Here is a 20,304-nt window from a genome sequence, read left to right on the forward strand (position 1 = left end):
CCGGCGGACCAGGGCCCAGCGGTAGTCCGGCCACTTCCGCCGTCCGGCCGATGGACGAGGCCCGTCTGCGGCCTCGTCGATCTGCTGCATCGAGCGGCGTCGCGGCCTGGCTGGGGCCATGCGGCTCAGTTCGGCAGGACGGGAAGCAGCTCCGGAAGCTGTCCGTCGGACGCGGCGGCCGCCGCCACCCGCTCCTGCGACACCTCTCCGTAGAGCGTCGTGCGCGGCTTCGCCGGGCGGCCCGCGAGTTCCGCGATCGCGACGAGGTCCTGGATCGACCGGTACGAGCCGTAACTCGACCCGGCCATACGGGAGATGGTCTCCTCCATCAGCGTGCCGCCCAGGTCGTTGGCGCCCGAGCGCAGCATCTCCGCCGCCCCCTCGGTGCCGAGCTTCACCCAGCTGGTCTGGATGTTGGTGATGTGCGGGTGGAGCAGCAGCCGGGCCATGGCGGTGACGGCCCGGTTGTCGCGGTCGGTCGGGCCGGGGCGGGCGATGCCCGCCAGGTAGACCGGGGCGTTGGTGTGGATGAAGGGAAGGGTGACGAACTCCGTGAAGCCGCCGGTCTCCTGCTGGAGGCCGGCCAGGGTCCGCAGGTGGCCCAGCCAGTGGCGGGGCTGGTCCACGTGGCCGTACATCATCGTGGAGGAGGAGCGCAGGCCCACCTCGTGGGCGGTCCTGATGACCTCCAGCCAGGTCGCCGTCGGCAGCTTGCCCTTGGTGAGGACCCAGCGGACCTCGTCGTCCAGGATCTCGGCCGCCGTGCCGGGGACCGAGCCGAGCCCGGCCTCCTTCGCGGCGATCAGCCAGTCGCGGATCGACATGCCGGTGCGGGTCGCTCCGTTGACGACCTCCATCGGCGAGAAGGCGTGGACGTGCATGCCGGGGACGCGTTCCCGCACCGCCCGCGCGATGTCGAAGTACGCGGTGCCGGGCAGGTCGGGGTGGATGCCGCCCTGCATGCAGACCTCGACCGCGCCGACGTCCCACGCCTGCTCGGCCCGGTCCGCGACCTGGTCCAGGGACAGGGTGTACGCGTCGGCGTCGGTACGCCGCTGGGCGAAGGCGCAGAAGCGGCAGCCCGTGTAGCAGACGTTGGTGAAGTTGATGTTCCTGGTGACGACGTACGTGACGTCGTCACCGACCACGTCGCGCCGCAGGGTGTCCGCGATCCGGCACAGTTCGTCGAGGGCCGGGCCGTCCGCGTGGAGCAGGGCGAGGGCCTGGTTGTCGGTGAGCTTCGTCGGGTCGTCGGCGGCCCGGCTCAGCGCCTGGCGCACGTCGGTGTCGATGCGGGACGGGACCATGCCGGGGGCGGCGGCCTCGCGCAGCGCCTCCCAGTCGCCGTACACCTCGTCGAAGTCCTCGCGGCGGTCGCCGGTACGGCCTTCCGTGTCGATGGTGCGGTGCAGGTCGGTGCGGCCGGTGGCGCCGAACTCCTCGTCGGGTTCCTGCCAGGGCAGGCCGGAGGGGGTCGCTCCTTCGCGGGCCAGCCCTGTTTCCGGGTCGGCGAGGGCGCGGACGTGCGGGAGGAGGCGGGGGTCGAGCCAGGGCTCGCCGCGCCGGACGAACTCGGGGTAGATGGTGAGGCGTTCCCGGAGTGTGAAGCCGGACTCGGCGGTCCTGGCGGCCAGTTCGTCGATGTGGGGCCAGGGGCGTTCGGGGTTCACGTGGTCGGGGGTGAGCGGGGAGACGCCGCCCCAGTCGTCGATGCCCGCGCCGATGAGCAGCGCGTACTCGGCGTCGGCGAGGTTCGGCGGCGCCTGGATGCGGGCGGACGGGCCGAGGATGTGCCGGGCGACGGCGATGGCCGCGGCCAGCTCCTCCAGTTCGGCGTCCGGCATGCCGCGCATCGCGGTGTCCGGCTTGGCGCGGAAGTTCTGGACGATGACTTCCTGGATGCCGTGGTAGGCGCGGGCGGTCTTCCGCAGCTCGAACAGGGAGTCGGCGCGCTCCTCGTACGACTCGCCGATCCCGATCAGAATGCCGGTGGTGAACGGGACGTTGGAGCGGCCCGCGTCTTCGAGGACGCGGAGGCGTACGGCCGGTTCCTTGTCCGGGGAGCCGTGGTGCGGGCCGCCCGGCTCGGACCACAGGCGGGTGGCCGTCGTCTCCAGCATCATGCCCATGGAGGGTGCGACGGGCTTGAGCCGCTGGAGGTCGGTCCAGGTCAGGACGCCGGGGTTGAGGTGCGGGAGCAGGCCGGTCTCCTCCAGGACGCGGATCGCCATGGCGCGTACGTACGCGAGGGTGTCGTCGTACCCCTCGGCCTCCAGCCATTCGCGCGCCTCGGGCCAGCGGTCCTCGGGCCGGTCGCCCAGCGTGAACAGCGCTTCCTTGCAGCCCATGGCCGCGCCGTCGCGCGCGATGGCCAGCACCTCGTCCGGTGACAGGAACATCCCGTGTCCCGCACGCCGGAGCTTGCCGGGGACGGTGACGAAGGTGCAGTAGTGGCACTTGTCGCGGCAGAGCCGGGTCAGCGGGATGAAGACCTTGCGGGAGTACGTGATGACACCCGGCCGGCCCGCGGCTTCGAGGCCGGCGTCGCGGACCCGGGCGGCCGAGGCGGCGAGATCCGTCAGGTCGTCGCCCCGCGCCTGGAGCAGAACGGCGGCCTCGGTCACATCGAGGGCGACACCGTCGCGGGCCCGCTTGAGGGCGCGCCGCATGGAATTGGTGGTCGGGCGTCCGCGCTGAGGATCGGTCATGAAGCGAGCATACGAGCGGGGCACACGCCCCGGACCAGGGACTCCGACCAGGGACTCCGGCCAGGGACGCGGCGCGGAGGCGGACACGGTGCGGAGGCGGACGCGGAAGCGGACACGGCGGCGTGGGGCGCGGCGGCGTGGAGTGCGGCAGAGGATCGGCCGGGGAGCGGCGCAAGCACGGACGCGGACTGCCGCGGGGCGGCGGAGGCACGGCCGACGCACGCGGGTCCGGCCCTGGCGCCTGGGCCGTCGGTGCCCTTCCGGGCCGTAGGGTCGGGACGGTGATGGAAACGATCGTCTTCGACATCGGCGAAACACTCGTGCGCGACGACCGCTACTGGGCGTCCTGGGCGAACTGGCTCGGAGTCCCCCCGCACACGCTCAGCGCGTTGGTCGGCGCGGCGGTCACCCAGGGCCGCGACAGTGCGGACGCACTGCGCCTCCTGCGCCCCGGCATGAACGTCAAGGAGGCGTACCTGGCGCGCGCGGCGGCCGGGCGCGGTGAGCACCTCGACGAGACGGACCTCTACCCCGATGTCCGCCCCGCCCTCGCGGAGCTGCGCGCGCTGGGAGTACGGGTAGTGGTCGCGGGCAACCAGACGGTGCGGGCCGGGGAACTGCTGCGGGCGCTGGATCTGCCCGCGGACCTGGTCGTCACCTCGGACGAGTGGGGCGTGGCCAAGCCGGATCCGGAGTTCTTCGCACGGGTCCTGGGGGCGTCGGGGGCGGCCCCGGAGCGCACCCTGTACGTGGGCGACCACCCGGCCAACGACCTGTTCCCGGCCAAGTCCTTCGGCCTGCGCGCGGCGCATGTCCGCCGTGGCGCGTACGGGCACTGGTGGGCGGACCATCCGGACGTGGTGGAGACGGCGGACTGGCGCATCGACGCACTGACGGACCTGCCGGCACTGATCAGCGAGGCCAGGGAATCCGGCCCTTCCGGCGCATAGAACCAGACCGGAAGACCTGACCCGTCGGCGCGTAGGCGAGACCGGGGCATCCTGCCCGCGCGGCACATGAGGCCAGACCGGGGCGTCGCACACGTGCGCGCCCGATAATCGCTGGATCCGGTGGGGGTGCGTTGCTACGGTGCTCGCACCTCGACCACGGTGTCGACCGTCGGTGCCCCAGGGCGCGTTTTGAAATGAGCGCCGTTCGCCCGACGGGCGGCACAGGCGGGACTTTCAAAACGCACCCTGGGGGCATTCGCCCTGGAAAGTAGTTGATGTATGCCCCGGCCAGTAGTTCCGAGCCTCCCTCTTCGCGTCTTCATCCGCGCCGGGGCGATCGGAGCTGCGTGCATGTGCACGCCCGCGGCATCGCGCTGACCCACGCGCCCTGACCCATACGCGCGTCCTTCCCGTCAGTACGTGATCCCCGGCCGACGTCTCATGCCTCTCCGGCCTCCGCCTTGAGGGCTGCTCGGTACTCCCCTGCTGCATTGCTCATCCTCTTCGGCAAGGAGAAACCCGGGTGTCCACCGACAACCCCCAGCCCCGTACGACCAATTCCTCCCACCACGGCGCCAGCGCCTACCTGAGGACCGATACCTTCACCTGCCTGTGGTGCGGGCTGACCATCGCCACGCTCGCGCCCGGCGGCAGCCGTCGCAACCACTGCCCCAGCTGCCTGCACTCGAAGCACTGCCTCGACCACGTCGAGGGCGGCCCGTCCGACTGCGGGGCGCGTATGACCCCGATCTCCATCGCGGTGCTCCGCACCGGTGACTGGATGGTCATCCACCGCTGCACCCGCTGCGACGAGCTGACCTCGAACCCGGTCTGCGGGGACGACAACCAACTGATCCTGATGCGGATGGCCGTCCGCCCGCTGGCCCAACCGCCCTTCCCGCTCGAAGCGTTCGGCGATCTGTGAGCCACCGGAAGCGACCGAGGAAACGGACGGAGGACCCCCATGCCACGACGTGGACCCCGGCGGCCGTCGCACCGCCCGCAGAGACGGAAGGACGTCCTGCACGGACCGGGCGGCGCTCACGGCGACGCGTTCCGCTGCGTCGGCTGTCGGCTCGACGTACCGCTGACCGCACCGGGCACCGCCCATCGCAACCACTGCCCGCACTGCCTGACCAGCCTGCACGTCGATCTGCGGATACCGGGCGACCGGGCCGCCGACTGCCGCGGGCGGATGACGGCGCTCAGCCTGTCCGTCCGGCAGGACGGAGAATGGACGCTCATCCACGAGTGCCTGACCTGCGGTGAGCTCAGTGCCAACCGCATCGCGGGAGACGACAACACCCTGGCGCTGATGCGCATGGCCGTACGCCCCCTGTCGGACACCCTCGTCCCGGTACGGGCGCTGCTCATGCTGTGACGCGCGCGACCTCTGCCCGAGCCGCCCGGCTCGGGCAGGGGTCGACGAACCAACGTGACACCCACGACCCCATGTGTCACGTTCCTCCGACGGGGGCACACAGCCGGCGCCAACCCACCAGGGAACGACCGCGACAGGCGGACACACACCACCCCCACACCACCACCGGCGGGGTCCGGTTCCCGCCAGAACCACGCCTCCAGCCTCCTCGCCCGGGTAGAGGCAGACAAATAACGTGACACCCACGACCCCATGTGTCACGTTCCTCCGACGGGGCACACAGCCGGCGCCAACCCACCAGGGAACGACCGCGACAGGCGGACACGCGCCACCCCCACACCACCACCGGCGGGGTCCGGTTCCTGCCAGAACCACGCCTCCGACCTCCTCGCCCGGGTAGAGGCAGGGATCACCCGCGTGGCGTCGGCCATTCCTGGGTGTCGGCCCAGGCGGCGTACGAGGTCCACGGGACCGTGGGAAACCGGCTCCGCAACGCCCCCAGATCCACCTGGTAACCGGTGCCTGCGAGGAACCTGTACATGGCGTACATGTCGGGGTTGGCCGTGCGCAGGTCCTCCAGTGGCGTCTGCCGGAACGCCACCTTGCCGCCCGCGGCCCGACCGATCTCCTCGGCCATCCGGAACGGCGTGGGGTCGTCGCCCGCCACCTCGATCCGCTGCCCGGTCCAGCGGCCCGGATCGGCCACAATGGCGGCCACGACCCGGCCGAGATCCTGCCGCGCCACCTGCTGGAGAGGCGTGTCCCCGGGAATCGGCATGGTCAGGACACCGGCGGCGACCTCGTCCAGGGCGCCCAGCGCGTTGTCGTAGAAGTAGGTCGGCGCCACCACCGTCGCCGGAAGCCCGGAGCCGGCGAGCAGTTCTTCGGTCCTGGCCTTGGTCTCGAAGTGCGGGACCCCCGTGCCGCGGTCCGCACTGGCGACCGAGGCCAGCACCAGATGCGGCAGCACGGCCTCCTCCGCGGCCCGTACGATCGCCGCGCCCTGCGCGACCTCCGCGTCCAGACCGTCCTGGAACGGTGTGGTGACGGCGAACGCGGCCGTCGTGCCCCGGAACGCCTCGGCGAGCGAGGCCGCGTCGAACAGATCCCCCGCGACCACCTCCGCCCCGGCCGCCGCCAGCGCCTTGGCCCGCCTGCTGCCGGGATCGCGCACCACGGCGCGCACACCGTGCCCCGCCTCCAGCAGGGCGGCGACCACCGCGCCGCCCTGGCCGCCGGTTGCTCCGAGTACCGCGATGGACATGGGTTCTCCCTGATCGAGGGGCATGGGTCCATGCTGACCAGCAGCGGCCGGACCTGCCACCGGGAGGGCCCCGGACGGTGGGCCTCGGCCCCGCTTCGTCTCTGCGTCAATGATGCCCGACAGGCAACTCCGCCCAGACCGTCTTGCCCACGACCCGGTCGGCGACCCCCCAGGACGTGGCCAGCGCCTCGACCAGGTGCAGGCCGAACCCGGACTCCGCGCCGGGCCGGAGGCCACGTTGCTCCGGTCCTCGCTCACCCCGCGCGTCCGACACCTCGATACGGAGCGTGTCCGCGAGGCAGACGAGCCTCAGTTCGAAGTCCCGTCCCTGTACGTGCCCGTGCAGTACCGCGTTGGCCGCCAGTTCGGACACGATCACTGCGGCGTCCTCGGAGAGCTCGCTCCCGTACGGCGCACCCCACCCGTCGAGTTGATGCACAGCGAGCCGACGGGCGAGCCGGGCGCCCCGACGGGTGGCGCTGAAGCGTTGGACGAACTCGGCGCCCACAAGGGTGATTTCGGCGTTCATGTGACTCAGCGTGTCCGGTTGCTCGTACGCTGACCAGCAGTGACACCTCGACGCCGAGTAGCTGTACGGGCACGCCCTGTCGGCCGTACGGGGCGTCGGCCGTGACCGGGTGGACAGAGAGCGGTGCGGGATACATGGAGAAGGAAGTGCGGCCCGAGCGGCCGGTCGAATCGGACGGAACGGCGCACCTCTTCAGGGCGCTCGGCAAAATGATCAAGGTTCTGCGCGAGCGCGCGAGCGTGAGCCAGAAGGAACTGGGCCTCGCGACGCACTGCGGGGAGGACCTGATTTCCGCGATGGAGCGAGGGGTGCGGACTCCTCAGCCGGAGTTCCTCGAACTCGCAGACGACGCGCTCAGTGCGGGTGGCCTGCTCCGGGCGACGATCGGGGAAGTGCGGGAGGCGCTGACGAAGGCACGAACACGGCATCCGGAGTGGTATCGCGGCTACGCGAATCTGGAGGCCGCCGCTTCGCAGCTCTACGACTACAACAACCAGGCCGTGCCCGGGCTGCTCCAGACCGAGGCGTACGCCCGGGCGATCTTCACCCAGCGACGCCCACTGCTCAGCGAGGAGACCATCGAGAAGCGCGTGGCCGACCGGATGGACCGGCAGCAGGTCTTCGAGCGCTGGCCACCTCCGACGTTCCACTTCATCCTGGATGAGAGCGTGTTGATGCGCCCCATCGGGGGCCGGGATGTGCATCGGGAGCAGTTGCAGACACTCCTACGCATCGGCCGTCTCAGGACGGTGCAGCTTCAGATGGTGCCGCTCGACCGCACCGAACAGCCCAGCCTCGACGGCCCGTTCACCATGATCACACCGAAGGGGAAACAGCAGCTCGCCTACCTGGAGATTCATGGATATCCGAGGCTCATCACCGAGCCGGAAGAAGTCCGGGTGCTGGCCATCCGCTATGGAATTATGCAGTCGGTGGCTCTCGCTCCGGGGGAGTCCTTGGCCGCGATCGAGAAGATGCTGGGAGAGCAATGAGCATCGGGCAACTGAACTGGTTCAAGAGCAGCTACAGCAGTGGCGAGGGTGGCAACTGCATCGAGGTCGCCTACGACTGGCGCAAGAGCAGCTACAGCGGCGGCGAGGGCGGCACCTGCGTCGAGGTCGCGACCTGCCCCACCACCATCCACATCCGCGACTCCAAGAACACCCAGGGTCCTCATCTCGACGTCGCCCCCGGCGCCTGGTCCGCGTTCGTCACGTACGCGCGTCAGGGCTGATCGCACCAGGTCAGCCCACGTTCGCCCGGTCCCGCACCGGATCGCGACAGCCGCGACCCGGTGCGCCGCGACCTGGGGGACCGCGACGCGGCGGGCCCCGACGTAAAAAGGCTTTTAAAGGCTTTGGGAAGAAGAAACTTCCCCAACCCAACCCCTCCCCCAGCAACGCACAGAGGCCCGTCACTCACACGAGTGAGGTTCGCCAACTGAGCTGGATTTCGCAGGGGTTCGCTGGCATATGCTCACCGCGACAACCCCCAGACATGCGTCGGCCCCCGGCCGGGAGTGCAATCCCATACCGAGGGCCTGACCACCGAGGAAGTTCGGAGCTTCCCGATGGATACCCAGCAGATTAGCGCGCCCTCGCGCACCCCGTCTCCCGTTCGCGGGGGCGCCACGCCGACGTCCGGTGTCATGCACATCAACACCCGGCACACCAGCCGCTTCACCGTCATCGGCAACCACCTCGCCCAGCACCGCGAGCTCTCCCTGCTTGCGATCGGGCTCTCGACGTACATCCAGTCGCTTCCCGCCGGGGCGCGAATCGGCATCAAGACGCTCGCCGAACGCTTCCCCGACAGCGAAGCCCGCATCGCCGCCGCGCTGCGCGAACTGGAGGCTCACGGCTACCTGAGCCGTACCCGCGAGCGACTGTCCAACGGCCGTGTCGTCACGCGGACTTGTTCCTACAACCAGCCGTCCGGCATCGCACAACGGCACCCGGTCCCGGTCGCGGCCCCGGCACCCAAGCCACGCCGCCAGGCACCCGCACCCGTGGTCGCACCCGTCCCCGTGGCCGCAACGCCCCCGGCGACGCCTCCACCCGCTCCCACGCCTCCGCCCCCACCCCCGCCGCTCCCCCAGCCGCGCAACCCGCTCCCCCAGTACCTCCACGCCGCCACCGCGCTGCTCACCGATCTCCCCCGCCACTCGGCCCTGATCACCCTCACCGAGAAGGACGTCGTCCTGCTCGCCCCCGCCGCCGCCACCTGGTTCGAGCGCGGCACCACGCCCACCGCCCTCCGGCACGCCCTCACCCACGATCTGCCCCAGCCCCTCAAGCACCCCGCCAAACTCCTCCGGCACCGCCTCACCGCTCTTCTGCCGCCCCCACCGACACCGGAGCAACCCACGGTCCTGCTCCAGAACTGCGACCGCTGCGACCGGGCCTTCCGCTCCCCCACCCCGGGCAACTGCCGCGACTGCCGAGAGGAGGAGGTCGTCGAGACGTTCGCCTTGATGATCAGTCCTGCTGATGCTCCGCTGACGCCCCCCTGACGTTCGGCAACAGGCCGGGAACGCCGGGCGCCCGTACGCGCAAGGGCCGGGCGTCGCACCATCTGGTGCGGATCGCCCGGCCCTTGCGTTCACCTCACCAACCGTCAGCGGGCGACCGCCTTGGTCGCCTTGCTGGTGGCGGAACCACTGGCGTGGCCGGTGCGGCGGGCGGTCACCTTCACGGTGATCTTCTTGCCGCGCTGGGTGGACTTGAGCGTCAGCGAGGACTTGGTCGCGCCGGAGATCGCCTTGCCGTTCGCGTACCACTGGTAGCCGTACGAGGTCGGGGCGGGCGTCCAGGTGCCGTGGGCGGCCTTGAGGGTGCGGCCCACCTTCGCGGTGCCGGAAATCGTGGGCTGCTTGGTGGCCTTGGGCGCGCTGCCCTTGGCGACGTTCGCCGAGGCGGGCATCGCAAAGCCGTCGGCGTGACCGGTGCGGTGGGCCGTGACGGTGACGGTCACGTACTTGCCGAGCAGCGACGCCGGGATGGTGTACGTCGACGCCGTCGCGCCCTTGATGGCCTTGCCGTCGGCCATCCACTGGTAGCCGTAGGAGGTGGCGGACGGCAACCAACTGCCGCCCGTGGTGGTCAGCTTGGCGCCGACCTTCAGGGTGCCGGTGACATTCGGGGTGGTCGTCACCCTGAGCGCCGCGCCCTTGGCGACCGTGAGCGCCGCCGAGGTGGCCGGGACGTCCGGAGTGCCGGCGCGGCGGGCCGTGACGGTGACGCCGATCTTCTTGCCGAGCAGCGAGACCGGGACGGTGTACGTGGCGGCGGTCGCGCCGGTGATCGGCAGGCCGTCGGCGTGCCACTGGTAGGCGTACGAGGCCGGGGCGGGGGTCCAGGTGCCGGGGGACACGGTGAGGCGGTCGCCGACGCGGGCGGTGGTGCCGATCGTCGGGAGGGCGCTGTTGCGGAGCGGGGCCGAGGTGACGGTGAAGTTGCCCCGCGGGTACTCCGCGCCGTTGTGGGTGATGACGCTCGCGCTCCAGGCGCCCTCGGCCGCGCCGGTCAGGTCCAGCTCGGCGGTCAGGGTGCGGCGGTCGGGCGAGACGGAGACGGTGGTCCCGGTGATCTCCCGGCCGGAGTTCCGCAGCACGAGGCGGTGGTCCTTGTGCAGGGCGGTGCCAGTGACCGCGACCGCCGTCCTCGTACTGGAGACGCCGGTGGCCGGGGTGAGCTTCGTGACGGTCACCCGCTCCATGCCGCAGAGCCCCGGGCAGACCGCCTCGGCCCTGTAGGAGGTCTGCGAGGCCCTCTCCGGCAGGGAGAGGACCAGGATGCTCGGGGTGAGCTCCCTGGAGTAGCTCTCGATCACCCTGCACGAGTAGCCGCTGGAGGTGGAGTACGTGCAGCCGTTGTCGAGGCTCGGGTCGTACAGCGCGGGTACCGCCGTATCGGTGGCGCCCGTCGTGTCGCTGATCTCCATCTTGAACCGGTCGCTGTACACGGTGGGCAGCGCGGCGCAGAACGCGGTGTGCTCCTCGTCGAGGGTGCCGGTGACCGGGCCGTAGCCGTACGCGATGCTCTGCGACTTGTCGCACTCGGCGGCCGGTCCGTCCGGGCCCGCGATGCGCAGGGCGTCGAAACGGTACGAGCCGGGGGCCTTCAGCGTCGCGGGGACGGTGACCAGGACCTGGTAGTGGGTGGAGCCGGTGACGGCGCACGCCTGGTTCTTGTTGCAGAGGGGGGTGCCGTCGTCGCCGTGCACCACCACGTTGGCGGTGCCGAGCGGGTCGCGGACATCGATGTGCAGGGTGTCCTTGGCGTCGGCGGTGGTGACCTGGCGGCAGTGCAGCTCGCCGGGGGCCCCGAGGGTGCCCCCGGTGGACGGGCCGCCGGGCTTCGTCGCCGGGTTCGCGGTGCAGCCCTTGGCGGTCGCGGTGATGTCGCGGCGGGTCAGGATGTACTCGGCGGGGGTGTCGCGGCCGGTGACCAGCACGGTGTGGGCGACGCCCGGGGTCAGCGCGCAGGTCGTCCAGCTGGAGACGGAGGGGCGGACCGAGCAGATCTGCTTGCCCTGGACGTCCAGGACGGTGAACTGGGCGAGGGCCGCGGTGCCGGGTGCCGCCTGGAGCTGGATGTTCTCCTGGGTGCTGTGGTCGTTCGCCGGAATGCTCAGGCAGCGCGAGAAGACGCCGCCGCCGGTGGCGACGCGGGCGGTGGGGCCGGTCGCGGTGAAGTCGCCCGCCGGGACGGCCGGGCAGTCGCCCGCCGCGTCGGTGCGGTGCAGGGCGAGGGTGTACGGGCCGGTCGGCTTCGACTCGCCGGCGGTGGAGACCAGGGCCCGGAACGGGGCCTTGCCGGTGAGTCCGCAGGTCCCGTCGGCGAGGCGGGACGGGTCGCAGCGCTGGATGCCGTCGGCGTCGACGAGGGTCACGTCCGGGTGCGGCGCGGGCCCGTAGACGGCCTCCAGCGCCGCCAGCCGGGCGCCCTCGGGGAGCGGCAGGGACAGGCAGTCGATCTCGCCGCCGACGGTGAACTCGGAGCGGTGCACACCCAGCTCGACCGGCTCGCAGCCGGTGGTGGCGGAGTGGTCGATGACAAGGGTGGGGGCGTCGGTGAAGACGGTGTAGTCACCGGCGGCGGGGAGGGAGCAGACGTCCCAGGTCTCGCAGACGGTCCTGCCGCCTCGGTCGTACACGGCGAGCAGGGAGCGTACGCCGTCGTGGACTGCGTACGCGTCGTAGCGTCCGGCGGCGGGGGCGGTGAAGGTCCGGCATCCGTGGGCCGGGTCGGCGGCCGTGGGGCCGGAGTTGTATCCGTTCAGCGCCGGGTGGGCGCAGTCGGCCGGGTCGGAGATGCGGCCGGCTGCGAGGGTGTGCTCGGCGGGGAAGCCGTGCTCGGCCTCGCCGATCTGCGAGAGGGCCCGGTAGGGGCCGTCGCCGGGCAGTACGCAGCCCTCGCTGCCGCCCTCGCTGAGGCCGGAGAGCGGCAGGGCGGCACAGTCCTCGTCGGCCGTGGTGTCGGCCGCCGCCGTGGGGGCGTACGCCTGCGCGGCGCCCGCGGGTATCAGCAGCGCGAACAGGACCGACAGCACGAGCAACAGCGTGGCGTACGCCGCCGACCCCGCCGATCTCTCGGATCTCGCCGCCGTGCGTGGGTAGCTGGGCATTCCGTTCCCCCGGACCGGTGAAGTGTGCGCTTCTGCCGGGGGGCTTCACGAACGACGCGCGAACGCGGGACGGCCCGGGACACAAGCGAGATGTGCGCGACTCGTAAAGAAGAGTGCACACGATGATCGCACACGCGTCCCAGGAGGCTACTTGCCCAGGACCGCCTTCATCACGCTCTTCGCGATCGGCGCACCCAGCCGGCCACCGGAGATGTCCGATCGGGAGATGTCCATGTCCGTCGGGTCGATGAACACCGCGACCGCCACCGACTTGCCGCCGGTCTTGCCGTACGAGACGAACCAGCCGTACGGCACCTCGTCGTTCACGTTGACGCCGCGCTGCGCCGTGCCGGTCTTGCCGCCGACCGTGACGCCGTCGATCAGGGCACGCTTGGCGCTGCCCTCCTTGGCCGTGAACTCCATCATTTCCCGCACCTTCTTCGCCGTCTCCTCGGAGACGGCCTGGCTCTTGAGCTTCGGCTCGTTCTTCTCCAGGACCGACACGTCGGGGCCGCGCAGCTCGTCGACGATGTACGGCTGCATCAGCTTGCCGTCGTTGGCGAGGGCGGCCGTCACCATCGCCATCTGCATCGGTGTGCTGGTGAGGCTGCCCTGCCCCATGCCCGTCAGCGCGGTTCCGGGCTTGTCCAGTTTGTTCGGGTAGAGGCTCTTGCTGGCGAGCATGTCGCCGAACTCGTCGGAGTAGACGTCGGCGTTGAAGCCGAACTTCTCGGCGGTCTCCCGCATCTTCTCGGCGCCGACCTTGGAGGCCGCGTCGAGGAAGACGTTGTTGCAGGAGTACTGCATCGCGGTCTTCATGGACGCCTTGTTGCACACCGCGTCGCCGGCCTCGCTGCCGATCTTGTTCGTGGAGAGCGGCAGGGGGTACGGGGAGACGGCGTCGGACCGCGCGTCGACATCGGTGACGACCCCGTTCTCCAGGGCCGCGGCCGCCGTGAGGATCTTGAACGTCGAGCCGGGCGGGAAGGTCTCACGCAGCGGGCGGTTGGCCAGCGGCTTGCTCTTGTCCTTGACGAGCGCCTGGAACTTGTCCCCCTCCTTGAACGAGTTCCCGGCGAAGACGGACGGGTCGTACGAGGGAGTGGAGACGAGCGCCAGGACCTTCCCCGTGTTCGGTTCCAGCGCGACGACCGCGCCCCGCGCGCCGAGGTCGGTCAGTCCCTTGTAACCGGCCTTCTGCGCCTTCGGGTCGATCGTGGTGATCACATCACCGCCGCGCCGCTGCTCGCCGGTGATGATGTCCTTGGCGTGCCGGAACGCGAAGCGGTCGTCCTGGCCGCTGAGGATGCTGTCGTACGTCTTCTCCAGGAGGGACATGCCCTGCGCCTGGGAGGCGTATCCGGTGACGGGGGCGTACATCGGGCCCTGCTTGAAGGTCCGCTGGTACTTGAAGTCCGTTCCGTCGACCGCCTTGGAACCGGTGATCGCCTCGCTGCCCACGATGATGTCGCCGCGCGGGGTGGCGAACTGGGCGATCTTCACCCGGCGGTTCTTCTCGTGAGTGGCCAGGGGCTCGCTCTGGAAGTACTGGAGCCAGTTCGCCCGCAGCAGCAGCGCCATCACCAGCAGCCCGCAGAATATGGCTATGCGCCGCAACGGCCTGTTCATCGCGATCCACTCCCGTTCTCATAACCCATTTGATCCTTAATGAATAAGGATGACGGTTACGCTCGGATGGTTGCACCGGCAACCATCCCTGTGGGGCCCTCCCGGCCGGGAGGCGCGGGCCGTCCTGGACGCGGCCGGGTGCGCAGGCCGTGGGCGTGGGCCTGGTCGTGACCGTTCAGAGGTCCATCCTGCCTTCCTCGCGCCTGCGCCGACCGCCCGCCGCCCCCGGTCCGCCGTCCTTATCCTGTCCGCATGACCACGACAGCTGCGTCTCCCCTTGAACTCGTCATATTCGACTGCGACGGCGTACTCGTCGACAGCGAACGAATCGCCGTGCGTGTCCAGGTCCAGGTGGGCGCCGAGCTGGGGTGGCCGCTGACGGCGGACGAGGTCGTCGAGAAGTTCGTGGGCCGGTCGAACGCATCCGTCGGCGAGCTGATCGACGCCCGCCTGCCGGGCCGGTCCGCAGCCTGGCAGCAGCGCTTCGAGCAACTCCACCGCGATGCCGTCGACGCCGAACTCGTCGCGGTGGACGGCATCCACGAAGCACTGGCCGCCCTCACGCTCCCCACCTGTGTGGCATCGAGCGGCAGCCACGAGAAGATGCGCCACACCCTCGGCCACACCGGGCTCCACGCCCACTTCGAGGGACGCATCTTCAGCGCCGACGAGGTCGCCCACGGCAAGCCCGCCCCCGACCTCTTCCTCCACGCGGCCCGGCGGATGGGCGTCGACCCGGCCGCCTGCGTGGTCGTCGAGGACAGCAAGTACGGCGTGCAGGCCGCCCGTTCGGCCGGCATGCGGTCCCTGGGCTACGCGGGCGGGCTGACCCCGGCGCACTGGCTGGAGGGCCCTGACACCGTGGTCTTCGACGACATGCGCAAGCTGCCGGTGCTGCTGTCCGAACTCTCCCTCTCCCACTGAGCGACTCCGCCGAACGGAAGGTCGCTACGCCCGCCCGCCACAGCAGTCGCCCGCTGACGTTGCCGTCACCGTTGCCATCAAGGCACCCGAAAGCCCCACCGGCACCACTGCCGGTGGGGCTTTCAAACCCACGCTTCCAGGCTATGCCCGTGGCATCAGAAGAGCGTTCTGAGCGCCACCTTCAGAGAGCCACTCTTCGGATTCATGGAACTCCACAAGTTCACGAACTGAGACCCGAACGTCCGGATCGCCACACTCCGAAATCTCCACTTTCCAGCCTGACGACACGCGAGCCCCATTTCGTTCCGTGCGATCTCTTAGCTAAGGGCTGTCCCGTATTCCCTGGCGGGCGTGCGACGACAGCTACGGCGCCTCGCCGCGTTTGGGGAACGCCCGAATAGATCCAGTATTCGGGCTCCCCTCCGCCTTGCGCACCGCATCCGACGCCGCACGCTGTTCCACCAGGGATTAGCGGGACAGCCCTTAGTAATCCACCCCCAAGCTGTCCATTACGCAGCGCTGTTCCTTGCGGCGACCTGGCCGCTGGCTGGCCCGCGGCGGCGACGCACCACCGAAGCACTGTGCGACACACATCCGCTGACGTTGCCGCCAACTGCTGCCGCCGAGAGCGACAGATGCCCCGCCAGAACCTGCCTGGCGGGGCATCGTACTTTTCTTCGGCCGACGGACCCGACAGCGCCGACGGCCGAAGCGGAAAAGCTGGGTCAGGATTCTTCGACGAACCTTACCGATAGCTTTTGAGCTTCCTCTGGATCGTCCGCGAAGACCCTGATCCGTTGGAATCTATCGGGGCCGACCTGGTACTGATGACAGAAGGTGGTGCCGACAAGGTCGGCGATTTCCACAACCCCGTTCCGGACCTCGAGACTTCCGTCGAAAATGAGTTCGCCAGGAGCGTCACGGTCGCCGACTCCGACCGTTACTTCAACAGGCCCGATATCGTCATGAACGACCGCCACGACGATGCATCCCGGGTTGCTTTCGGCCGGCGAAACCAACGGGTCGATCTCGGGGATTCCCCAGTCAGATCCAGGCGACTCGATCCGCATAACCCCCCACGGCACACCTGCGGAGAAACGGTCGTCCTTGGCCAGCTTGTTGACATGTGTCACTATCCGACCCCATCTCTGTACGGATTGATTCCGTCTCGAATCATTTGTGCCGCTGCCGTGCCCTGGCGTGAACTACACGATCGACAATGCGGCAGCAGAATCTGAGGGTCACCTTTGTTGATGAAGGTGGAGACAGGCTGGTGATCCTTGACCCACGTTCCGCTCTTATAGCCCGACGTCGTGGCTCCACAGCTATGACATCCGTACTTATCTCCGATCGTGTTCACATCACGAATCTCCTGATTTTTCCAATCTCGCTCAGGGCCTCGAGCAGGGATGGATTCATTCGCGTGCGGGCCGGGAGCAAAGAGAGAACAAGCATCACCGTATCCCCCCTTCGATCCACCAATGTTGTGAACCAGGACCGGCGTGGCGCCCGCCAGCACATAGTACGTGTGCTACGCGGCCCCTCTCTATCTGCGTATTCGCAGATCAGCGGAGGTTTCGGGTTCCGCTGGTGTCCGTGGTTGTGCGGGGGAATCCGTGGGTGTTGCCGTCGCTACTGCCGTCAGGGGCGCGGCGCGTACGGTGGTGCTGCCGCTGGCGGAATGTCGGCGCAGAGAGACTTTACTGCCATGCTCCGGTCTCGGCACGGAGCATGGCGCGGACGGTCTGCTCGTAGTCCTGGTGGCCGGTGGCGGCGCAGTGTTCGGCGATCCAGCGGGTGAGCTCGTCCGGGGTGTGCAGGGTGCCGGATTCGGCGCCGCAGTTGCGTTCCTCGCCGGTGACGCAGAGCGCCGTGTAGGCCGGCAGAGCCAGAGGGTCGGGGACGGTGGTCACGTGGTACTCGCGATATCGGTAGCGGCCGCGGGTGATGCCGCGTGCCGGTGCGTCCGCGTTCGTGGCGTCAGGCATCACCGTCCCCGCCTTCCTCCTCTGCTTCATCCTCCGGGTGCGGGAGGCGCTGCCCCCGCGAGTCGGCGACCCGGATCGCGTCGGTCAGGGCTTCGGTCAACCGGCAGGCCAGCCAGCGGTATTCGGTGGCCGTCAGGATCTTCGCACCGGGGGCCGTGGCGTCTCGGGCGTACTCCAACAGCTCCTTGCCCATACCGATCTGCACCGACTCGATGCCGTCGGCGAGGTTGGCGAGGTAGCCGCGCCCGTCGGTGCTGAGGTAGCAGGGCTTTCCCTCGGGGGTGGTCCACGGCAGCAGGCGCGGTCCTGTCAGTCCTGCTGCCACGTCGTGGAGATCCCTGCGGCGCATGCGGTCCGCGTCGCTCCTGGGCTGGTTCACCGTGTACCCCCGGGCCTGGTCGCTGGTTGGGACACGAAGACCGTAGGTACTGATGAGCCGTCACTCCACGTATGCATCACGTCAGTTGGTGACGCATGGTGCGGAAAGTGGTGCGTTGCGTGGCAGTTAGCCGACGACGCCCAAGTGGTCGGCCATCTCACGCATGTCGGCGGTGAGGGTGCGCTTGCGCTTCTTGAGGATCTCCTGCATAGTCTCGGCGGCCATCCGCTGGTGCCGCAGCCATTCAGGGGAGGCATGGCGGACGCCTGCCAGTTCGTCCATGGCCGTGGTCAGGTCTCCGGTGCGGGCGTGGGCGCGGGCCACATCGAGGCGGTGACGGTTCCAGTTGTCGTCACTGGGCCTGCCGGTGTGCTTCCACGCCTTGGGGGACATGGCATCCTCGCTGGACTTACGGACAACGGTGCGAGCGTCGCCCACGACCATGGCGTCCTCGACGCCCTTCATGCCGACGGTGAGCGGCCCGAAGGTGGTCCAGTGGCGGAAGAACGATCCGGTGTGCTCCCGGCCCACGGCGGCTGCTGCGGTGGTGGCCACCCGGTGATAATGACGGGCTTCCTGGGGACGGTTGTTGCGGCCTGCGGCTGCGGCGGCGCGCAGGGCGAGCCATCCCCACGCCGCGCACTCGTCCGGAGTGGCGCGCGAGAGTCGGGGTTCGATGACGTCGGCGGTCTGGGCGGCGAGTTGTTCGGCCTCGTCCAGGCGGCCCTGGCGCAGCAGCAGCCAGCACATGCCAATGACGCCGGAGGCCGCGGTGAGAGTGTCCCCGGCGCGGCGGGCGTCGGTGATCGCCTGGGACAGGGCGGTGTAGGCGAGGTCGTACTGCCGCACCTGGGTCAGGTAGCGGCCGGCCAACTGCATCGCCTCGGCGCGGGCCAGGAGCGCCTGTTGGTGTTCTTCACCGTGGTCGAAGTGGGCCACCGCCGCGTCGGCGTCACGCAGGAGGGCGGGCAGCTGGGAGGCGACGCTCTTGTAGCTGTCGGAGTGGTAAAGCACCGCTCCGTCGTGGACAGTGCGACGGAAGCGCCGCAGGTTCGGCTCTTCCTCGGCCCGCTCGCCGTCCGGGTCGGCAAGGCCGACGGGTGGGGTGAGGGCGGCGCGGAGCTGGATCAGGTTGACCCGGTTCGGGTCTTCTCCTCGCCCGACGGGTTGGGGGGCGTCCGGGGCCAGCAGGGTCGCCGTGGTCACGCCCAATGCGCGGGCCAGGGTGTGCAGGGTCTCCATGCGGACGGTGCCGCCCTGCTCGACTTTGCGTACGGTGCCCGGCGAGACGCCTGCGGTGTGGGCCAGTTCTTCCTGGCTCATTCCTGCTCGGCGCCGATACTTGCGGACGTTGTCGGCCAGCTCCGTAGTCATCAACTCACCACCTCCCACCCCACGGTACGCCGGGCCGACAGGCGGTGGGTCAGTCTCCGGCACGATCACCGCCTGAGTGGGAGGGGGTCCCTCGTCGGTCGGGCAGCTTCGCCGTGCCAGGGTTCTCCGGGGGCCGCCAAGGCTCACTTCGTGACGCGTGCGCTCGGCCTTGGCGGCCCCCGGGGGTTCCTGGTACGCCTCCGGTGCCCGGGCGACGAGGGATCGCCTACCGCGACCGCGAACCCCACACCACGACGCAGCCGCACTCGCACACGGCCCCCTGCCCCTCGGAGGGAGGGCCGGGGTCTGGGGCGGAGCCCCGGAAAGGGTTGGCTGTGCTGGTTGTTGCGCGCCCGGACCGGCGGGGTCGTCGGCGAGCGGGGCGGAGACAGGAGCGGGCGGCGGCCCCGCAGGGCCGGAGCGCGCGCGGGCCGCGCCAGCGGGCCGCCTTGATCAAGTAAAGAAACTCTGAACAGCTCACCCACTGGTCAAGCTGCCGGGCTGACGGTCAAGGGCGCTGCTGCCGAGGCGGCAGCGGAGGGCTGGAAGGACAACGGCCTCGTCTTCAGCACGCCGGCGGGAGGACCGATCGATCCTGCGAACCTCAATCGCAGCTTCCGCACCCTCCTCCATCGGGCAGGGATCCGCCGCATTCGCTTCCACGACCTACGGCACTCCACCGCCACTCTGCTCCTGGAGCAGGGCGTTGAACTCGTGGTGATCAAAGAACTCCTCGGTCACGCCCACATCGGCGTGCCCCCTACTGTCTACGCCCACGTCCGACTCCGCCTTCAGCGCGACGCCATCGACCTCCTCGGCAACGCCCTCCGCGACCCCGCCGACACCGCTGGCCAGCCAGACGATGGCGATGACCCGCCACTCTGCGCGTCACCTGTCCGCTGACGTTGCCGTCAACTACTGCCGTCAGACACCCAAGGAGCCCCGTCGGAAACAATTCCGGCGGGGCTCCTCGAACTACGGCGAGTCTACTTTGCGAGACCAATGCTCCGCTGACCACTCCACGCGGAAGAAAATTCCAGCGTCAACGGATCAGCGTCCACTGCTCCTGACACGAAAATCGCCCACCGGAGCTCTTCGCAGGGAATATGGGCCTCCCCCTTCGTGTCTACCCAAACGCAAACTCTCCCATTTTCATCGACGGTTACATCCCACCAGGACCACGCCCGAAGATCCGGGTCGAAGCAATAGATCCAATCCCCTGAATTCCAGGGGCGATCATCCCTCGCGTCCTGATATCCACGCTTACCTTCACTTCCAATTGGGTCTCCCGGAACATCCCCGGCTTCACCGCTAGAAAGCTCCAGGAACCAGGACGGCAGCGTGTCCTCCGAAACGTCATCGCTCTCAAAGTCGGCCGACCTGGAGATCTCTACGGCTCCGGCAATCAAGTCCCTGAGGCGCTGGGCATACTTCACACTATCCGCCACAGGCGTGACCACAAACAGCCCCAGGAGACTGATCGGGTCCTCTGAGGGGCGCTTCCTCAAGCGGCGCCCTTCACTTGCAGAATCGTAACGACTCATCAAATC

17 protein-coding genes and 1 pseudogene are annotated in these 20,304 nt (G+C 69.5%); 8 read left to right on the plus strand and 10 right to left on the minus strand.

All coding sequences use genetic code 11. The annotated features are described in order from the left end of the window. Window positions 1-125: 125 nt before the first annotated feature. On the minus strand, window positions 126-2,708 hold the full coding sequence (locus tag ACFVT1_RS17100; protein ID WP_389795917.1) for a bifunctional FO biosynthesis protein CofGH: 2,583 nt from the start codon (window positions 2,706-2,708) through the stop codon (window positions 126-128). Window positions 2,709-2,992: 284 nt separating this feature from the next. Between ACFVT1_RS17100 and ACFVT1_RS17105 the strand changes: the two genes are divergently transcribed. The 3 genes from ACFVT1_RS17105 to ACFVT1_RS17115 all read left to right on the plus strand — a co-directional run bounded on the left by ACFVT1_RS17105 (window position 2,993) and on the right by ACFVT1_RS17115 (window position 5,039). Continuing rightward, on the plus strand, window positions 2,993-3,658 hold the full coding sequence (locus tag ACFVT1_RS17105) for an HAD family hydrolase (protein ID WP_389796206.1): 666 nt from the start codon (window positions 2,993-2,995) through the stop codon (window positions 3,656-3,658). Between the two features lie 523 nt (window positions 3,659-4,181). Continuing rightward, on the plus strand, window positions 4,182-4,583 hold the full coding sequence (locus ACFVT1_RS17110; RefSeq protein ID WP_389795919.1) for an RNHCP domain-containing protein: 402 nt from the start codon (window positions 4,182-4,184) through the stop codon (window positions 4,581-4,583). Window positions 4,584-4,622: 39 nt separating this feature from the next. After that, window positions 4,623-5,039 carry an RNHCP domain-containing protein gene (locus ACFVT1_RS17115; protein WP_389795920.1) on the plus strand — a complete coding sequence of 139 codons (417 nt, stop codon included), beginning with the start codon at window positions 4,623-4,625 and terminating at the stop codon, window positions 5,037-5,039. A gap of 409 nt (window positions 5,040-5,448) precedes the next feature. Here the strand turns inward: ACFVT1_RS17115 and ACFVT1_RS17120 are convergent, their stop codons facing one another. Beyond that, window positions 5,449-6,303 carry an NmrA/HSCARG family protein gene (locus tag ACFVT1_RS17120; protein ID WP_389795922.1) on the minus strand — a complete coding sequence of 285 codons (855 nt, stop codon included), beginning with the start codon at window positions 6,301-6,303 and terminating at the stop codon, window positions 5,449-5,451. Window positions 6,304-6,409: 106 nt separating this feature from the next. Beyond that, window positions 6,410-6,832, minus strand: a complete 423-nt coding sequence (locus tag ACFVT1_RS17125) for an ATP-binding protein (RefSeq protein ID WP_389795924.1) — start codon at window positions 6,830-6,832, stop codon at window positions 6,410-6,412. Between the two features lie 134 nt (window positions 6,833-6,966). On the opposite strand from ACFVT1_RS17125, the gene ACFVT1_RS17130 reads away from it, so the two are divergent. From ACFVT1_RS17130 to ACFVT1_RS17140, 3 genes are all read left to right on the plus strand, one after another. Further along, window positions 6,967-7,824: a helix-turn-helix transcriptional regulator gene (locus ACFVT1_RS17130; protein WP_389795926.1), complete on the plus strand. Its 858-nt coding sequence runs from the start codon at window positions 6,967-6,969 to the stop codon at window positions 7,822-7,824. Further along, on the plus strand, window positions 7,821-8,066 hold the full coding sequence (locus ACFVT1_RS17135) for a DUF397 domain-containing protein (protein ID WP_389795927.1): 246 nt from the start codon (window positions 7,821-7,823) through the stop codon (window positions 8,064-8,066). Before ACFVT1_RS17130 ends, ACFVT1_RS17135 begins: the two co-directional genes overlap by 4 nt. Window positions 8,067-8,402: 336 nt before the next feature. Beyond that, the gene (locus ACFVT1_RS17140; protein WP_389795929.1) at window positions 8,403-9,344 is read left to right on the plus strand and encodes a helix-turn-helix domain-containing protein; all 942 of its coding nucleotides are present in this window, start codon (window positions 8,403-8,405) and stop codon (window positions 9,342-9,344) included. Window positions 9,345-9,448: 104 nt separating this feature from the next. Here the strand turns inward: ACFVT1_RS17140 and ACFVT1_RS17145 are convergent, their stop codons facing one another. Together ACFVT1_RS17145 and ACFVT1_RS17150 are read right to left on the minus strand one after the other, a co-directional pair. Beyond that, a complete protein-coding gene (locus ACFVT1_RS17145; RefSeq protein WP_389795931.1) occupies window positions 9,449-12,385 on the minus strand; it encodes a hypothetical protein in 2,937 nt (978 codons plus the stop codon). Between the two features lie 222 nt (window positions 12,386-12,607). Then, window positions 12,608-14,089, minus strand: coding sequence for a peptidoglycan D,D-transpeptidase FtsI family protein (locus tag ACFVT1_RS17150; RefSeq protein WP_389795932.1), 1,482 nt, complete (start codon window positions 14,087-14,089; stop codon window positions 12,608-12,610). Between the two features lie 252 nt (window positions 14,090-14,341). On the opposite strand from ACFVT1_RS17150, the gene ACFVT1_RS17155 reads away from it, so the two are divergent. Further along, a complete protein-coding gene (locus ACFVT1_RS17155; protein ID WP_389795934.1) occupies window positions 14,342-15,013 on the plus strand; it encodes an HAD family hydrolase in 672 nt (223 codons plus the stop codon). Between the two features lie 725 nt (window positions 15,014-15,738). Here the strand turns inward: ACFVT1_RS17155 and ACFVT1_RS17160 are convergent. The 4 genes from ACFVT1_RS17160 to ACFVT1_RS17175 all read right to left on the minus strand — a co-directional run bounded on the left by ACFVT1_RS17160 (window position 15,739) and on the right by ACFVT1_RS17175 (window position 18,754). Then, window positions 15,739-16,146 (minus strand): hypothetical protein, encoded by a 408-nt coding sequence (locus tag ACFVT1_RS17160; RefSeq protein ID WP_389795935.1) that lies wholly within the window; start codon window positions 16,144-16,146, stop codon window positions 15,739-15,741. 567 nt (window positions 16,147-16,713) lie between these two features. Then, complete coding sequence (locus tag ACFVT1_RS17165) at window positions 16,714-17,001, minus strand: hypothetical protein (RefSeq protein ID WP_389795937.1); 288 nt, start codon at window positions 16,999-17,001, stop codon at window positions 16,714-16,716. Beyond that, window positions 16,994-17,380, minus strand: a complete 387-nt coding sequence (locus ACFVT1_RS17170) for a hypothetical protein (protein ID WP_389795939.1) — start codon at window positions 17,378-17,380, stop codon at window positions 16,994-16,996. Before ACFVT1_RS17170 ends, ACFVT1_RS17165 begins: the two co-directional genes overlap by 8 nt. A 126-nt stretch (window positions 17,381-17,506) precedes the next feature. Then, complete coding sequence (locus ACFVT1_RS17175; RefSeq protein ID WP_389795941.1) at window positions 17,507-18,754, minus strand: helix-turn-helix domain-containing protein; 1,248 nt, start codon at window positions 18,752-18,754, stop codon at window positions 17,507-17,509. Between the two features lie 525 nt (window positions 18,755-19,279). Between ACFVT1_RS17175 and ACFVT1_RS17180 the strand changes: the two are divergent. Beyond that, window positions 19,280-19,657 (plus strand): annotated as a pseudogene (locus tag ACFVT1_RS17180) (tyrosine-type recombinase/integrase); the annotation flags it as partial. 83 nt (window positions 19,658-19,740) lie between these two features. Here ACFVT1_RS17180 and ACFVT1_RS17185 read toward each other — a convergent pair. Beyond that, the gene (locus ACFVT1_RS17185) at window positions 19,741-20,298 is read right to left on the minus strand and encodes a hypothetical protein (protein ID WP_389795943.1); all 558 of its coding nucleotides are present in this window, start codon (window positions 20,296-20,298) and stop codon (window positions 19,741-19,743) included. Window positions 20,299-20,304 lie beyond the last annotated feature (6 nt).

This window comes from Streptomyces sp. NPDC057963, from assembly GCF_042887155.1.
In the GTDB taxonomy this organism is placed as follows: domain Bacteria; phylum Actinomycetota; class Actinomycetes; order Streptomycetales; family Streptomycetaceae; genus Streptomyces.

Excerpts from the sequence above, each read along its gene's own strand:
- ACFVT1_RS17130 (WP_389795926.1), top strand. The coding sequence starts at position 6,967 with ATGGAGAAGGAAGTGCGGCCCGAGCGGCCGGTCGAATCGGACGGAACG.
- ACFVT1_RS17115 (WP_389795920.1), top strand. The coding sequence starts at position 4,623 with ATGCCACGACGTGGACCCCGGCGGCCGTCGCACCGCCCGCAGAGACGG.
- ACFVT1_RS17140 (WP_389795929.1), top strand. The coding sequence starts at position 8,403 with ATGGATACCCAGCAGATTAGCGCGCCCTCGCGCACCCCGTCTCCCGTT.
- ACFVT1_RS17155 (WP_389795934.1), top strand. The coding sequence starts at position 14,342 with ATGACCACGACAGCTGCGTCTCCCCTTGAACTCGTCATATTCGACTGC.
- ACFVT1_RS17100 (WP_389795917.1), bottom strand. The coding sequence starts at position 2,708 with ATGACCGATCCTCAGCGCGGACGCCCGACCACCAATTCCATGCGGCGC.
- ACFVT1_RS17175 (WP_389795941.1), bottom strand. The coding sequence starts at position 18,754 with ATGACTACGGAGCTGGCCGACAACGTCCGCAAGTATCGGCGCCGAGCA.
- ACFVT1_RS17150 (WP_389795932.1), bottom strand. The coding sequence starts at position 14,089 with ATGAACAGGCCGTTGCGGCGCATAGCCATATTCTGCGGGCTGCTGGTG.
- ACFVT1_RS17185 (WP_389795943.1), bottom strand. The coding sequence starts at position 20,298 with ATGAGTCGTTACGATTCTGCAAGTGAAGGGCGCCGCTTGAGGAAGCGC.
- ACFVT1_RS17105 (WP_389796206.1), top strand. The coding sequence starts at position 2,993 with ATGGAAACGATCGTCTTCGACATCGGCGAAACACTCGTGCGCGACGAC.
- ACFVT1_RS17125 (WP_389795924.1), bottom strand. The coding sequence starts at position 6,832 with ATGAACGCCGAAATCACCCTTGTGGGCGCCGAGTTCGTCCAACGCTTC.
- ACFVT1_RS17120 (WP_389795922.1), bottom strand. The coding sequence starts at position 6,303 with ATGTCCATCGCGGTACTCGGAGCAACCGGCGGCCAGGGCGGCGCGGTG.
- ACFVT1_RS17135 (WP_389795927.1), top strand. The coding sequence starts at position 7,821 with ATGAGCATCGGGCAACTGAACTGGTTCAAGAGCAGCTACAGCAGTGGC.
- ACFVT1_RS17165 (WP_389795937.1), bottom strand. The coding sequence starts at position 17,001 with ATGCCTGACGCCACGAACGCGGACGCACCGGCACGCGGCATCACCCGC.